This is a genomic window from Hydrogenophaga sp., from assembly GCF_031426985.1.
Taxonomy (GTDB): domain Bacteria; phylum Pseudomonadota; class Gammaproteobacteria; order Burkholderiales; family Burkholderiaceae_C; genus Hydrogenophaga.
On the sequence record NZ_JASJOY010000014.1, the window covers coordinates 95,726 to 110,541 of the forward strand.

Consider the following 14,816-nt stretch of genomic DNA (forward strand, 5'->3'; position numbering starts at 1 on the left):
TCCGGTTGTGTGCGCTGTCGCTTGCGGTCATGCAGGCGTCGTTGCACAGCACTTCAAGTACCCGGCAGAACGCCCGAGCATCGGCAAATCCAGGATCTGCAGCGCGGATCGCGATTTTTCATGGGGCCCAGAAGCACCTCTGCGCCAGCGACAGATCCCTGCTGGGCATCGTAGGGAGCGGGTGCTTAGGGATGACGTAGCGATCCCGAAGATCGCCAGTTCATTCATTGAATCGGGGAGGTCCCCAGGCGCCTGCGCGGCAGAAGGCATCGAAGCGACACGCGCGAAAGCCGAGGATCGTGTGGTGCGACCGACAAGCCCAGGGCGGCCCCCTGGGCGCAGGAGGGGGCATCACAGGAGACCGGTTTGTCGCGTGTTGCAGCCGATGCTCCTTCTGCCGCGCAGACGCCTAGACCGTGGTACGCCCCCGGTCGGCGCGCAATGAAGCCTGGCGAATGGTTTCCGTTCGCTCGGAAGGCGCCAAACCCAGCACGATCGAGAGCAACTCCCGACAGCGCCGGTACACCCGCAGGACCTCGGCGTGCTCACCCAGTTGCTGGTGACACAACATCAACTGGCGGTAAAGCGACTCGATGAGGTTGTCCACCTCCAGCGCGCGCTCGTAGATCTCGATGGACAGGTGCCACTGGCCGAGTTGCTCGAACCGGGTTCCCAACGCCCACACCATGCGCAAGTAACGGCTCTTGACGCGGTCGCGATAGGCCAGCACCCAGGGCGAATCATCCCCCTCCGATTGCAGGAAATGACCCGAATACAGCCGCAAGGCAGCCATCGCGTCGCGCTGCAAAGCCACGATCTGCGTCGCATCGGTCGGCGTCCCGGCCGTCAGAATGGCGCCCGTCAGGCGCTGGAAGGCCCACGCATCGACCCAGCAGGTGGCGGGGTCCAGCGTCAATTTGCCGTTGCGCAACTTGATCACCTCCACAGGCCCCATCAGTTTTCTCAGCCGGTGCAAGGTGTTGTCGAACAGGTTCTTCATGTCTCCGCCGGCCTCATCGGGCCAGAGGTTGCGGATGATCAACAGAGGCGAAACCTCCCGGCCACCGTTGGCGATCAACGATTGCAGCAGTTCCAGCGCCTTGCGCGGAGATTTGCTGGAGAACTCCAGGGGCTCGTTGTCGCACAGCACAGAAAACCGGCCCAGCGTGTGAATGCGAACCGGCCAAGGCCAGTTCAGCGAATCGGCTGCGTCCGGAGAGAGGCGGTGCAGACGAATCAGCTCCTTCACGCGACCGGACTCGACCCCGGCCTGCAGCGCCATCAAGAACAGACCCACCATCGCCGGTGCAGGCCCAGGCAGTTTGCAGGACAACACGGGCGCGAACCGGTCATCGAGCGCGATGCGGACGAGATGCAGCGCATCCGCTGGTTGCCCTTTGCGCAAGGCGTCTGCCAAGAACAGCAGAGCACTGAGCTGAACTTCCTCAGCAAATGCGGCGACGCGTCCCAGCAACTGGGTGTCCGAGATGGGATCGACTGGACTGAGCAGTTCACCCGCCACACCCGGCATGGTCCTGGACTGCAGCAAGACTTGAACGCAGAGGACGAGCTGAGACTCACTGGCCTGCGCGCCGGCGCCATGGGCCCAGGCCCTCACTTGCGCCAAGAACCCGTCCGAGTTGATGTCAACACACGCCACCTGAAACACTTGCGCATCGACATGTTCTCTGGGCGCGCCTCGGGTCGCAGCCAACAGCTTGTGAATTTCCAGGCCATCCCCTGAAAGGAAGGTGCGCACTTTCACTCCTTGTCGCTAACGACCCAGCGGTTTTTGAAGTCAACTGTCGGAAACCCGAAGACTTCTAACAGCAAAAACCCGCATCAACAAGCGCGACCCGGCGCGGTTTTCCCTCACAGCCGCCTGCCCTCCCCTTCCTTGACCTGGCCTAAAGTACTCAGGGTAAGCCCCTTGTACGTGGCCTTTTTGATACCAAACAAGGCCTCCGCGATCATTTACGGCGCCACCGCTTCACTCGATAGTTCTAACCAGTTTGGCACCCAAAAAGAGTGCCCGACATTCGAACTTAAAAGGAGACAAGCATGGCCGCCAGGCATTGGGTGAAATCGTATGGGTCGATTCCGGCAGAGATCGATCCGGACCGCTACGCGAGCGTCACGGAGATGCTGGAGGAAGCCATGCAGCGCTACGCCGACAAGGTGGCGTTCCAGTCTTTCGGCCAATCCCTGACCTACGCGCAGGTGGACAAACTCTCGGCGGACTTCTGTGCCTACCTGCAGCACCGGCTGGGCGTCCAGAAAGGCGACCGCGTCGCCGTGATGATGCCCAACCTGGCCGCCTTCCCGATCGCATTGCTGGGCATCATCCGCGCCGGTGCGGTGCAGGTGAACGTCAATCCGCTGTACACGCCGCGCGAACTGGAGCATCAGCTCAACGATTCGGGCAGCAAAACCATCGTCATCTTCAGCGGCTCCACCGCCACGCTGGCTGAGGTGGTCGCCTCCACGGGCATCACTTCGGTCATCACCGTCAACCCGGGTGATGGCCTGGCCAAGGCCCTGCCCAGCCCGGCGGTGGATGTGCGCCTGAGCGCACCCGTGCCCTTCACACAGGCCCTGGCCGAAGGCGCGGACCTCACCCGCCGCCCCGTGGCGATCACGGGCGGCGACACGCTGTTCCTGCAGTACACCGGCGGCACCACCGGCCCGTCCAAGGGCGCCACGCTGTCGCACCGCAACCTGGTGGCCAACACCGAGCAGTTCAAGGCCGTGATGCCCGAGGCCATGCGCCCGACGCAGGAGGTGGTGATCACGGCCATTCCGCTGTACCACATCCTCGCGCTGATGGTGAACTTCATCAGCTACTTCTCGGTCGGTGCCGAGAACTGGCTGGTGGCCAACCCGCGGGACATGGATGCCTTCGTCGACACGATCCAGGCCGCGCGCCCCTCCGTGTTCGTGGGCGTGAACACGCTCTACAACGGCCTGACCATGCACCCGGGCCTGAAGGCCGTGGACTGGTCGCGGCTGCGCCTGGCCGGCGGCGGCGGGGCCGCTGTGGTGGGTGCGACATCCGAGCGCTGGAAGGCCATCACCGGCCAGTTCATCCGTGAGGGCTACGGGCTGTCGGAGACCTCGCCGGTGGTGTCGTTCAACCCGGCCTTCATCAACGAATTCAGCGGCACCACGGGCCTGCCGGTGCCGTCCACCGACATCAAGCTGCTCGATGACGATGGCCACGAGGTCAGCATCGGCGAGGCCGGCGAAATCTGCGTCAAGGGTCCGCAGGTGATGAGCGGCTACTGGAACCAGCCCGAGGCCAACGCCTCGGCCTTCACCGCCGACGGCTACTTCCGCACCGGTGACGTGGGCCAGTTCGACGAGCGTGGCTTCCTCAAGATCGTCGACCGCAAGAAGGACATGGTCATCGTCTCGGGCTTCAACGTCTACCCGAACGACGTAGAGGCCGTGGCCAGCGGCTGCCCTGGCGTGGCCGAGTGCGCCTGCGTGGGCGTGCCCGACGAGAAGAGCGGCGAGGCCGTGAAGCTGTTCGTTGTGCGCATGCCCGGCGCCACGGTGACCGAGGCCGAGGTGATTGCGCATTGCCGCACCGGCATGACGGGCTACAAGCTGCCCAGGATCGTGCGCTTCGTCGACGCGCTGCCCAAGAGCGTGGTCGGCAAGATCCTGCGGCGCGAACTGCGCGACCTGGCCTGATCGCAGCCTGGCCCCGGCTTCGGGCCGGGCGCCACGGGCTGGCGCTGCGCTGCCCGCACCTCATTGCCGTTCATCCGTCAACCACAGAAAATCTCATGAAGCATCGCCTGATCTGCGCGGCCGTCGCCCCCCTCCTCGCCACACAGCTGGCTTACGCCCAGGCACCGAAGCCGCCGTTGAGCGCAGCCGATTCCGACCCCGCCCAGCTGGGCTGGATGGTCGGCTCTCCGCCGCCGGCCGACAAGCTGGTCCGCTGGGCGGACATGTCGCACTACCGCTTCCCGCAACTGCGCTGGTCCTTCGCCAACTTCCGCCAGTTGATGCCCACGACCAATGTCTCGCGGGGCGATGGCGCCGTGGCGATGCTGCCGCGCGCCGAGCGCAGCGACATTGACAGCATCAGCTTCCAGCCGCTGGGACGCAGCGACACCATGACCTGGGCGCAATCGCTGCAGGCCAACTACACCGACGGCATCGTCGTGCTGCACCAGGGGCGCGTCGTGTACGAGCGCTATTTCGGCGTGATGAACCCGGGTCAGCCGCACATGGCCATGTCGGTGACCAAGTCGTTCTTCGGCACCCTGGGCGCGATGCTGGTGGCCGAAGGCAAGCTCGACCCGAACGCCCTGGTCACGCAGTACGTGCCGGAGCTGAAAGACACCGCCTACGGCGACGCCACGGTGCGCCAGGTGCTGGACATGACCGTCGGCGTGCAGTACTCGGAGAACTACGCCGACCCCAAGGCCGAGGTCTGGGACCATGCGCGCGCCGGCGGCGTGTTTCCGCGCCCGCCGGGTTACGCCGGCCCACAGAGTTTTCAGCAGTTCCTGTTGACGCTGAAGAAGGAAGGCGAGCACGGCCAGGCCTTCGCCTACAAGACCGTCAACTCCGACGTGCTGGGCTGGCTGATCGCGCGCGCCAGCGGCCAGCCGGTGGGCCGTCTGCTGGCCGACCGCATCTGGAGCAAGCTGGGCGCCGAACACGATGCCTACATGCTGGTCGACAGCACCGGCTACGAATTCGCCGGTGGCGGCTTCAACGCCACGCTGCGCGACATGGCGCGGTTCGGCGAAATGATGCGCCTGGGCGGGCGCTTCAACGGCCAGCAGATCGTGCCCAAGGCGGTGGTGGACGGGATCCGCGGCGGCGGCAACAAGGCCGACTTTGCCCAGGCCGGCTACGGCACGCTGCCTGGCTGGAGCTACCGCGACATGTGGTGGGTGTCGCCCGGCGAGGACGGTGTCTTTGCGGCACGCGGCATCCACGGCCAGACCATCTACATCGACCCGAAGGCCGAGATGGTGATCGCGCGCTTTGCCAGCCACCCGGCCGCGGCCAACGCCCAGATCGACCCCACGTCGCTGCCGGCCTACCGCGCGCTGGCCCAGCTCCTGATGCGCTGACCCCCCACCCCATACGCCACAGCACCCCTATCTCGATGCCAGCAACCCACGCCCAGGGCCACCATGCCCCCGACGCATCCGCCGACACCGTCGCGGCTTTCCACCACGGCGACCATCCGTTCTCGATCGAGATGGTCCACGTTGGCGGGCAACTGGTGCGTGTCGGCCGCCAGGCCGGTCGAGGTGGCGGGCGGGCGGGCAGCGTCCCGCTGCTGCTGTTCAACGGCATCGGCGGCAACATCGAGCTGCTGGGCCCGATCGCCGCCTGGATGCCCGAGCGCGAAGTCATCACCTTCGACATCCCCGGCGTCGGCCACTCGCCACTGCCGGCACTGCCCTACCGCCTGCGTGGCATCGCCGGGCTCGCCGCCGGTGTGCTGGACCACTACGGCCACGCGCAGGCCGACGTGCTGGGCGTGTCCTGGGGCGGCGCGGCGGCGCAGCAGTTTGCCCACAGCCAGGCGGCGCACTGCCGCCGCCTCATCCTGTGCGCCACCGCCACCGGCATGTTCATGGTGCCCGCGCACCCCTCGGTGCTGTGGAAGATGGCGACGCCGCGCCGCTACATGAGCAAGAGCTACGCCAAGTCGATCAGCGGCGACATCTACGGCGGCGACTACCGCCGCGACCCCGAACTGGCCTCCAAACACTTCAAACACATCAAGTGGCAGTCGCGCCTGGGTTACTACCTGCAGATCGCCGCGGCCGCGGGCTGGACCAGCGTGCACTGGTTGCACCGCCTGGAGCAGCCGACGCTGGTCATGGCCGGCGACGACGATCCGCTGATTCCGCTCATCAACGCCAAGCTGCTGCACAAGATGATTCCGCGCAGTGAGCTCAAGGTGTTCGACTGCGGGCACCTGTTTCTGATGACGCGGCCCGAAGAGTGCGCGCGCGCGATCAACGAGTTTCTCGGCCGGCCCTGAGCCTTGCATCCGCCCCAAAACAACAGGAGACAACTGATGAACACCTCACGCAACAAACCCGCCGACCTGGCCGCCAAAGTGGGCCAGGAGATCGGCGTTTCGTCCTGGATCACCGTCGATCAGCCGCGCATCAACGAGTTCGCCCATTGCACCGACGACCACCAGTGGATCCATGTCGACGTGGAGCGCGCCACGCGGGAGAGTCCGTTCAAGGCCCCCATCGCGCACGGCTACCTGACGCTGGCGCTGCTCGCGCCCATGAGCGTCGAGTCCTTGATCGCTCAAATCGACGCCAAGCAGGTCGTCAACTACGGGCTCGAGAAGGTGCGCTTCCTGGCGCCGGTGCGCGCCGGCAAGCGCGTGCGCAACCGCGTCAAGGTCGTCGCCGTCGAAGACAAGGGCAGCGGCCGCTGGCTGCTGACCACCGAAAACACGGTCGAGATCGAAGGCGAAGACAAACCGGCACTGATCGCCACCACGCTGGCGATGCTGATGAGCTGAGCGCACGAAGGACCCCACCATGGCAACCAAGCAAGCACCCAGCAAGGCCACCCCGCCGCCCGCACGGCGCACGGCCGCGACCAAGAGCCGGTCGCCGGCGCGCAAGACAGCGGCCGCGTCGGCCTCCAGCACCCTGCGCTCGGGGCGCAGCGCGGCCAAGGCCCTCAAGGACACGGCCGCCGGCGCCGCAGGCACCGCCATGGCCGTGGCCGGGGACCTGACGGAACTGGTCGCCGAAGCCAGCCACAACACGCTGGCGATCAACCCCTTGCTCGGCCTGTCCCGCCGCGACGTGGCCGGCGCTGCGAAGTCGCTGCTCAAGGCCGTGGCCGCCACGCCGAAAAAAGCCTCGCTGCAATACGGCCGCTACCTCAAGGAACTGGCGCAGGTGATGCAGGGCAAATCGGCCCTGGCCCCCGAACCCAAGGACCGACGCTTCGCCGACCCGGCGTGGAAGACCAATGCGCTCTACACGCGGCTGATGCAGGCTTACCTGACGACGCAAAAGGAGCTGTCGCACTTCATCGACGCATCCGAACTCGACAAGATCGAGAAGGGTCGCGCGCAATTTTTCGCGTCCCTGGTGACCGACGCGCTGGCGCCCAGCAACTGGCTGCTGGGCAATCCGGCCGCGGTCCGAAAGATCCTCGACACCGGCGGCGACAACCTCGTCAAAGGCCTGAAGAACTTCGTGCACGACATGCGGCACAACAACATGATGCCGTCGATGGTCGACGCCCAGTCGTTCAAAGTGGGCGAGAACATGGCCGCGTCAGCGGGACAGGTGGTGTACCGGCACGAGATGTTCGAGCTGCTGCAGTTCGCGCCGACCACGCCCGACGTGCACCGCCGGCCGCTGGTCATGTCACCGCCGCAGGTCAACAAGTACTACGCCATGGACCTGTCACCCGACAAGAGCCTGGTGAAGTGGGCCACCGATTCGGGCATCCAGCTGTTCGTCGTGAGCTGGCGCAACCCCACCGTCGAACAGCGCCACTGGGGCCTGGAAGACTACGTGATGGCGCTGGACGCCGCGGTCGACGTGGCCTGCCAGATCACCGGCAGCCCCGACGTCAACATGTGGGGCTCGTGCTCGGGCGGCATGACGCTGGCGGCCTACCTGGGCTGGCTGGCGGCCCAGGGCGAAAAGAAGGTCGCCAACACCACCTGGGCCGTGTGCGTGCTCAATTCCGAAGCGGCGATCGAGGATTCAACGCTCGGGCTGTTCAACTCGCCCGCGACCATCCGCGCGGCCAAGGCGCGCTCGCGCCGCAAGGGCATCGTCAGCGGCGAGGAGATGGCCTCGATGTTCGCCTGGCTGCGCCCCAACGACCTGATCTGGAACTACTGGGTCAACAACTACCTGCTGGGCAACAGCCCGCCGGCCTACGACGTGCTGGCCTGGAACGCAGACACCACCCGCCTGCCCGGCCAGTACCACTGCGACCTGCTCGACCTGGTCGAGAAGAACCCGTACATGAACCCGGGCACCCTGGAGATTGGCGGGCTGCCCATCGACATGCGCCAGGTCGATCTGGGCGCCTATGTGATCGCCGGCATCACCGACCACATCACGCCCTGGCGCGCCTGCTACGGCACGGCGCGGCTGTTCGGCCCCAAGACCACCTTCGTGCTGGCCAACGCGGGCCACCTGCAGAGCATGATCAACCCACCGGGTGTGCCCAAGTCGTACTACTTCGCCGCCCCCGCGAACGTGGAAGACCCGATGCAGTGGGCCGAGGCGGCCCAGCCCGCGCGGCAGGAAGGCAGCTGGTGGCCGCACTGGCGGCTGTGGATCCAGGGCATGTCCGGTGAGACCGTCAAGGCGCCGACCAAGCTCGGCTCGCGCAAGCACAAGCCGCTGGGCGCGGCGCCGGGCACCTACGTCCACGAGCACTGACTTCACGGGCCCGCGACCGCCGTGTGTCCGCAGTGGGCATGGATGTGTCCGGCGCGGCACTTCCTGCGCGGCGGGGCTCTCGTGCATATTGATGCCTTCCGCAGGGCAAGGGCCCGCGGCCCCACCGACAGGGACCGCTCACGCGGTGCACCGCTCCGGCCACCTCACCCATCGAGAGAGAAATGCCTCCACGTCTCGCCAAACTGTCGATCCTGACCGCGACGCTGCTGCTCGCGGCTTGTGCCACACCCACGGGTGGGCCTTCATCACCCAGGGCCACCATCCAGCGCACCGCCCATGGGGTGGCCCACGTCAGCGCGCCCGACTTCGAGACCCTCGCCTACGGCGTGGCCTACGCGCACGCGCAGGACAACGTGTGCCAGACCGCCGACCACCTGGTCACGATGCGTGGCGAGCGCTCACGCTGGTTTGGCGGCCAGGCCACCGGCATGCTGGGCCTGCGCCACCTGCCCAACACCGTGCTCGATTTTTTCGTCGCGGCGCACATGGACGACGCGGCCCTGTCCCGGCACTGGGCCGCGCGCAGCCCGCAGGCGCAGGCCATGGCCCGCGGCTACGTGGCCGGCTACAACCGCTATCTGGCCGATCACGCGGGGCAACTGCCCGCAGCATGCAATGACAAGCCCTGGGTCCAGCCGATGACGCTGGCGCAGTACCGCCGCATCCAGGAGGGCCTGGCGGTGCTGGCCTCCAGCGGCGCGCTGGCCGACGCGGTGGTCGGCGCCGCCCCGCCGACCACGGTCACCGGCGACGCAGCCCAGCCCCCCGTGGACCTGGCCGCCGCCGCCCAGGCCATGCGCGAAGCCGGCCTGCTCGACCCGTCGTTCGGGTCCAACGCCTGGGCCTTCGGCAAGGACAGCACGGCCAACGGCAGCGGCCTGGTGCTGGGCAACCCGCACTTCCCCTGGGTCGGGGTCAACCGCTTCTGGCAAATGCACCTGACGGTCCCGGGACAGCTGGACGTGATGGGCGTCGGGCTCGGGCATGGCGCCGTGGTGCAGATCGGCTTCAACAAAGACATCGCGTGGACGCACACGGTGTCCACCGGCAAACGCTTCACGATCCGCGAGCTGACCCTGGCCGCGAACGACCCGACCAGCTACCTGGTGGACGGTCAGCCCGAGAAGATGACGTCGCGCCGCCTGCGCATCGACGTGCGCCAGGCCGACGGCAGCGTGCAGGAGAGCACCCGCACCGTCTGGTCGACCCGCTGGGGGCCCTTGCTCGTGGTGCCGCAGGCCGGCCTGACGTGGACGGGTCAGAAGGCCTACGCGCTGCAGGACGCCAACGCCGGCAACTCGCGCTGGGTCGAGACCTGGCTGGGCTTCGCCGGCGCCGCCAGCGTGGACGGGCTGCGCCAAGCCATGTCCAACGCCGGCCTGCCCTGGGTCAACACCCTGGCCGTCGACCGCCAGGGCCACGCCCTCTATGCCGACGCCAGCGTGGTGCCCGATGTCGATGCCGCGCAGCTGCAGCGTTGCAAACCCAGTGCACCGGCGGCGGCCCTGTTCGGCGCCGCGGGGCTGGTGGTGCTCGACGGCTCGCGCAGCGACTGCGACTGGCAGCGCGACACCGCATCGCCGGTACCGGGCGTGACGCCCATCGCGCGCATGCCGGTGGCCGTGCGCAGCGACTGGGTGCAGAACAGCAACGACAGCTTCTTCTACACGCACCCGGGGCAACGCTTCGAAGGCATCTCGCCGCTGGTGGGCGACGCGCAAGTGCGCCGCCCGCGCACCCGCGCCGGCCTGACCGAGATTCCACAGCTGCTCGCGCGCGGCAAGGTCATGCCGCAGGGCGTGCAACAGCAGTTGTTTCAGAACCGCCACTTCATCTCGTCGGTGGTGCTGCCCGACCTGCTGGCCGCCTGTGCCGCGGCGCCCACGCCGCAGGCGCGCGACGGCTGCGGCGCGTTGGCCACCTGGGACCGGCACAACAACCTCGACTCCCGCGGGGCGCATCTGTTCCGGGAGTTCTGGCGGCCGGCGCTGGCCATCCCCCGCCTGTGGCGCGTGCCCTTCGACCCGGCTCAGCCCGTCGCCACGCCGCACGGGCTGAACATGGCCGACGCGGAGGTCGCGGCCAAGGTCTGGGCCACCCTGGGCCAGGCCGTGGACAAGGTCCGCACCGCCGGCTTCGCGCTCGACGCCACGCTGGGCAGCGTGCAGCGACCGGCCATCACCGACGAGGCCATCGCGCTGCACGGCGGCGACGAGATCGAAGGCGTGCTGAACAACCTCGGGCGCCTGGCGCCCGGCGGGGTCTCGAAAGACGGCCTGCGCATCGACTACGGCAGCAGCTGGATCCAGACCGTGACCTTCGACGACCGGGGACCGGTGGCGCAGGGCCTGCTGACCTACGGCCAGTCCACCGACCCGGCGTCGCCGCACGCCACCGACCAGCTGCGCCTGTTCTCCCGCAAGGAATGGCCCGTGCTGCCCTTCCATGCGGCCGACGTGGCGCGTGCACGCGTGGGCCCCGTGCTGGAGCTCGTGCGCCGATGAAGCCGGCCTGACGTTGGCGCGATGCTGATCGGCCCTTTGCGCAGGGAATGCCGTCACGGGCCCCCTGCGCGAGGCTCCCTTTGAGTCAACCCCGAGGAATTTGAACCATGCTCGTCAATCAACTGCTGCCGCGTGACCTGTTCCGCGACAAGACCGTGTTTGTCACCGGGGGTGGCAGTGGCATCAACCTGGGCGTAGCGAAGAACTTCGCGGCCCTGGGGGCCAACGTGGCCATTTGCGGCCGCACGCAGGAGAAGCTCGATGCTGCGGCCGTCGAGCTGCGCGCCATCGCGGACCCGGTCGGCGCCAAGGTCTGCGCCGTGGCCGCCGATGTGCGCGACGCTGCCGCGCTGGACGCGGCTTTTGCCCGCAGCCAGGATGAACTGGGCCCCATGCATGTGTTGGTTAGCGGAGCGGCCGGCAACTTTCTCGCGCCGGCCGAGAAGCTGTCCCCGAACGGCTTCAAGACCGTGATCGACATCGACCTGATCGGCTCGTTCAACGCCTCGCGCGGCGCCTTTGCGCAACTGCAACAGACCCGCGGCAGCCTGATCTACATCTCGGCCGGCATGGCCTACATGCCCCATGCCTTCCAGGCCCATGTCGGCGCGGCCAAGGCAGGCATCGACATGCTGATGAAGAACCTGGCCATCGAATGGGGCCGCTACGGGGTGCGCGCCAACTCCATCGTGCCTGGGCCGATTGAAGGCACCGAAGGCTTGAAGCGCCTGACCGACCCCGTGCAGAAGGACAAATTCCTCGAAGCTGTGCCGCTGCGCCGCATGGGCACGGTCGACGACATCGGGCAGACCGCCGTTTTCCTGGCCTCGCCGCTGGCCTCGTTCATCACCGGCTGTGTCGTCGTCTGTGACGGCGGGCAGAACCTGGTGGGTTCGGCGCTGTTCAACCTCGGGGCCGAGCAGATGCTGCGGGCGCAAGGAGCGGCCTGAGCTCGCCGCCGCGATCACAGGGGTCCTTCGACAACCCAGGGGGACGTGATCCACCCCGAGCCAAGGAGGTGCCACGGCCGAATGGCCTCGGCCCTCGCATGCGGCTTCGGGTCAGTACCTGGCGACCTTCGACTTGCCCGAGGCGGTCCGTTCACGCCGATACTCGTTCGGCGTCGATCCGGTCCAGCGCTTGAACGCATGCCGGAAACTCACCGCGTCGCTGAACCCGAGGGTCAATGCCACGTCCTCGGTGCTGAGCACGGTCGTCATCAGGTAGTCGATCGCCAGGGCCTTGCGCACACTGGTCAGCAGCTCGCTGTAGGAGGTGTTTTCCAGTTCCAGCTTGCGCCGCAGCGTACGCGAGGTCATGCACAGACTCTCCGCAATCGCCTCGATCTCCGGGAAATGTCCTGGCGTGCGCGTCAGTTCGTGGTACACGCGCCGCGTGATGCCGGCCTGCCACCGGAACTCTTCGAGCAGGCGCGCGCACTGCGTGGACACCTGGGCCGCCGTGATCGGATTGGCCAGTTGCGGGGCCCGGGTGAGCCACGCCGCCGGATAACTCAGCAGGTTCTGCGGCTGGTTGAATGCGATCGGACACTCCAGCATCTCGGACAGCGCAGCCGCATGCGTCGGTTCCGGCCCCGAGAAGGACGCCCTGGCCGGAACGCACCATGAACCCATGACGTCCTTGGTCACCGTGATGTGGACCGCGAACTGCAGATCGAGCAGAAAACGGTACAGCCTCAAGTCCATATCGGGCAAATCGATCATTCGATGGTCGGGAAACGACCATGACGCCACCCCATCCGTTTCGACCCAATGGATCGACATCATCCCGTTGGCCAGCTGGTGGTATTTGACGGCCGTGTCGAACGCCCGCCCCATCGATTCCGAGCACAAAAGCGCGTAGCCGTACATGCCATAGCTCGACACACGTAGGCGACCGCCCACCCGAAGGCCGATATCGTCGGCCGCACAGTGTCGGAGGGCGTTGCGTGCCGCCGTCAGAAACTGCAGCGAGGAGGTCAGCGTAAATGGATTCGCAACCGCCACTGCGTCAAGACCGGTCTGCGCCAGCACGGATTCCGGCCGCGCGCCGAACTCGGACGCCACCTCCAGAAGCATCGCGATCTTGGACGGAGAGAAGCGCTTCTCTGCCAGTGATATGGCCGCCACGGCATCGGACGATCGGATGGCGAACCGACGCGAGGGAACAGCAGCGGCGGTGGCGATGTCTGTCATGACTTGACTCCCATATGTCCGAAAACATATCAAATGCTGAGCGCAGTCACGGCGGATGCAAATAGGACGAACCCTGAGTGAATCCGACGCACAAATTACAGAGAAAATTCGCTCCGTAGAAACCCCTGGTGCAGGGCGAACGATTGGGTTGCGAACGCTGTCATTGTCCGTTTTGAACCCGAGTTTGTCCGGTTCGATCATTTCCAGTCGTGGTAGCGGTCGACACACTGGGTGTCGCAAACCCAGCCGCCCCTTGCCACTGCGAAATCGCACCAAAGGAGAAGCACGATGGCCCATTCGAGCTTGGTTCAGACGCCCCGCTCAAAGACGAGCGGCAGGATCGTCGGCGTGCAGGAAGCGGTCCGGATGAACCCGTCACGCGTCGAACTCAGCAGTTTCGTCATCAACTGCCTAGTGGGCGGGAACGTCACGGACCTTCGCACCGATCGTCCGAGTGCCTCGAACGTTGGACTGCCAGACCTTGCGCGTCGCGCCACTGAGGCGTCGAGCGAACGGCCGCAGGTTCTGTTCAAGGGTTGCTTCCGCAGCACCGAGACGCTCGATATCCGGTCAATGGGCCTGATCAACGCAAGGGCGATCGCATTCGATCCCTCTGCGATCCGCAGGACACTAAGTCCACGCGATGGCAAACGATGACGGCGTCGAACTCAGCCGCTCACTCGGGGAAAGCCACTCTCAAGAGCGTCTCGCAGCGGGGCGAGCGCCACCACCACACCCATGTCCAGCCAGCGGCCTGAAACAGGAACCAGCCATGCCCGTGAACAAAACCAGCACCAAGACCCGAAATACCGGCAGTCGCGCTCGCCGCAGCACGACGAAGGCGACACCTCCGGCGCGCCTCACCGAGATCCCTGGTGTGGGCAGTCTGCTGACGCTGGCGCGTCAGTTAAGGAGCTGGACCGACTCGATGGTTGCGATGGCAGGCCCTGCCGCCGACCTGGCGGTCGCCGCCGTGGGTGCTCGCACCGAAGATCCACAGCAGCGCGCGACGATCCACGAGGCGGGCATCGTGCTGCGCCGGATGCGTGAATCCGCAGGTCTGACCCTGCAAGACGTCAGCCAGGCGCTGGACCTGCGCGACCCCGCAGTGCTCGAGAGCGCCGAAGGTGGCGTCGTCGCCCTGCCCTTCGAACTCGTCCTGCGTCTGGCTGCGGTGTTGGGTCGAGATGACCCGGTCACCGCCATGATGCGACTGACCCGCGCCTACAAGCCGGACCTCTGGGCGACGCTGGAACAGCTCGGCCTGGGCAAGCTGGTCGTGCAAGCCGGACGCGAGCGCGAACTGGCCAACATCTACCGCGCCAACGACCATGCTCGCAGCCTCGATGACGGCGAGTTTGCCCATGTCCTCGGGTTCACCCGGCAGGCCTTCGACATGGCGGTCGCGTTCCGTACGTCCGCGAAGACCCGGCGTTCGAAATAACCTGCGCGACCCAATCGCCTCGGCAGCTCAGCTTTCGGTCTGCGCCAACAGCAAACCGCTATCGGCAACTCGTCATTCAGTCCTTCTCGGCGGAGGTCTGACTTAAGCCAAGCGGCCGCCATGATTCTTGGGCTGATTCAGCTGCTCATCCCGTCGCTCAACAAACCGGTTTCCAGAAAGCCCAAACCCCCAGCCTCTGGTTAGAGACTGGGGGTATGGGTGGCTT

General features: G+C 66.5%; 11 protein-coding genes. 9 read left to right on the top strand and 2 right to left on the bottom strand.

What is annotated here, in order from left to right; translation table 11 throughout:
• Positions 1-409 precede the first annotated feature (409 nt).
• The gene (locus RMP09_RS02170; protein WP_310564366.1) at positions 410-1,765 is read right to left on the bottom strand and encodes a BTAD domain-containing putative transcriptional regulator; all 1,356 of its coding nucleotides are present in this window, start codon (positions 1,763-1,765) and stop codon (positions 410-412) included.
• Between the two features lie 296 nt (positions 1,766-2,061).
• Here RMP09_RS02170 and RMP09_RS02175 point away from each other — a divergent pair, with 296 nt between their 5' ends.
• The 7 genes from RMP09_RS02175 (at position 2,062) to RMP09_RS02205 (ending at position 11,901) form a co-directional block, all read left to right on the top strand.
• The gene (locus tag RMP09_RS02175; RefSeq protein ID WP_310564367.1) at positions 2,062-3,696 is read left to right on the top strand and encodes an AMP-binding protein; all 1,635 of its coding nucleotides are present in this window, start codon (positions 2,062-2,064) and stop codon (positions 3,694-3,696) included.
• Positions 3,697-3,791: 95 nt separating this feature from the next.
• Complete coding sequence (locus tag RMP09_RS02180) at positions 3,792-5,099, top strand: serine hydrolase domain-containing protein (RefSeq protein ID WP_409559672.1); 1,308 nt, start codon at positions 3,792-3,794, stop codon at positions 5,097-5,099.
• Between the two features lie 35 nt (positions 5,100-5,134).
• Positions 5,135-6,025, top strand: coding sequence for a poly(3-hydroxyalkanoate) depolymerase (gene phaZ / locus RMP09_RS02185; RefSeq protein ID WP_310564368.1), 891 nt, complete (start codon positions 5,135-5,137; stop codon positions 6,023-6,025).
• A 36-nt stretch (positions 6,026-6,061) separates the two neighbouring features.
• Positions 6,062-6,526, top strand: coding sequence for a MaoC family dehydratase (locus RMP09_RS02190; RefSeq protein WP_310564369.1), 465 nt, complete (start codon positions 6,062-6,064; stop codon positions 6,524-6,526).
• 19 nt (positions 6,527-6,545) lie between these two features.
• Positions 6,546-8,426, top strand: a complete 1,881-nt coding sequence (locus RMP09_RS02195) for an alpha/beta fold hydrolase (protein WP_310564370.1) — start codon at positions 6,546-6,548, stop codon at positions 8,424-8,426.
• 182 nt (positions 8,427-8,608) lie between these two features.
• Positions 8,609-10,951: a penicillin acylase family protein gene (locus RMP09_RS02200; RefSeq protein ID WP_310564371.1), complete on the top strand. Its 2,343-nt coding sequence runs from the start codon at positions 8,609-8,611 to the stop codon at positions 10,949-10,951.
• A gap of 107 nt (positions 10,952-11,058) precedes the next feature.
• The gene (locus RMP09_RS02205; RefSeq protein WP_310564372.1) at positions 11,059-11,901 is read left to right on the top strand and encodes an SDR family oxidoreductase; all 843 of its coding nucleotides are present in this window, start codon (positions 11,059-11,061) and stop codon (positions 11,899-11,901) included.
• Between the two features lie 111 nt (positions 11,902-12,012).
• Here the strand turns inward: RMP09_RS02205 and RMP09_RS02210 are convergent, their stop codons facing one another.
• Complete coding sequence (locus RMP09_RS02210) at positions 12,013-13,146, bottom strand: AraC family transcriptional regulator (RefSeq protein ID WP_310564373.1); 1,134 nt, start codon at positions 13,144-13,146, stop codon at positions 12,013-12,015.
• 288 nt (positions 13,147-13,434) lie between these two features.
• On the opposite strand from RMP09_RS02210, the gene RMP09_RS02215 reads away from it, so the two are divergent.
• Both RMP09_RS02215 and RMP09_RS02220 read left to right on the top strand, forming a co-directional pair.
• Complete coding sequence (locus RMP09_RS02215) at positions 13,435-13,803, top strand: hypothetical protein (protein WP_310564374.1); 369 nt, start codon at positions 13,435-13,437, stop codon at positions 13,801-13,803.
• A 115-nt stretch (positions 13,804-13,918) separates the two neighbouring features.
• A complete protein-coding gene (locus RMP09_RS02220; protein ID WP_310564375.1) occupies positions 13,919-14,590 on the top strand; it encodes a helix-turn-helix transcriptional regulator in 672 nt (223 codons plus the stop codon).
• Positions 14,591-14,816: the final 226 nt, after the last annotated feature.

Excerpts from the sequence above, each read along its gene's own strand:
- RMP09_RS02195 (WP_310564370.1), top strand. The coding sequence starts at position 6,546 with ATGGCAACCAAGCAAGCACCCAGCAAGGCCACCCCGCCGCCCGCACGG.
- RMP09_RS02205 (WP_310564372.1), top strand. The coding sequence starts at position 11,059 with ATGCTCGTCAATCAACTGCTGCCGCGTGACCTGTTCCGCGACAAGACC.
- phaZ (WP_310564368.1), top strand. The coding sequence starts at position 5,135 with ATGCCAGCAACCCACGCCCAGGGCCACCATGCCCCCGACGCATCCGCC.
- RMP09_RS02210 (WP_310564373.1), bottom strand. The coding sequence starts at position 13,146 with ATGACAGACATCGCCACCGCCGCTGCTGTTCCCTCGCGTCGGTTCGCC.
- RMP09_RS02190 (WP_310564369.1), top strand. The coding sequence starts at position 6,062 with ATGAACACCTCACGCAACAAACCCGCCGACCTGGCCGCCAAAGTGGGC.
- RMP09_RS02175 (WP_310564367.1), top strand. The coding sequence starts at position 2,062 with ATGGCCGCCAGGCATTGGGTGAAATCGTATGGGTCGATTCCGGCAGAG.
- RMP09_RS02220 (WP_310564375.1), top strand. The coding sequence starts at position 13,919 with ATGCCCGTGAACAAAACCAGCACCAAGACCCGAAATACCGGCAGTCGC.
- RMP09_RS02215 (WP_310564374.1), top strand. The coding sequence starts at position 13,435 with ATGGCCCATTCGAGCTTGGTTCAGACGCCCCGCTCAAAGACGAGCGGC.
- RMP09_RS02200 (WP_310564371.1), top strand. The coding sequence starts at position 8,609 with ATGCCTCCACGTCTCGCCAAACTGTCGATCCTGACCGCGACGCTGCTG.
- RMP09_RS02180 (WP_409559672.1), top strand. The coding sequence starts at position 3,792 with ATGAAGCATCGCCTGATCTGCGCGGCCGTCGCCCCCCTCCTCGCCACA.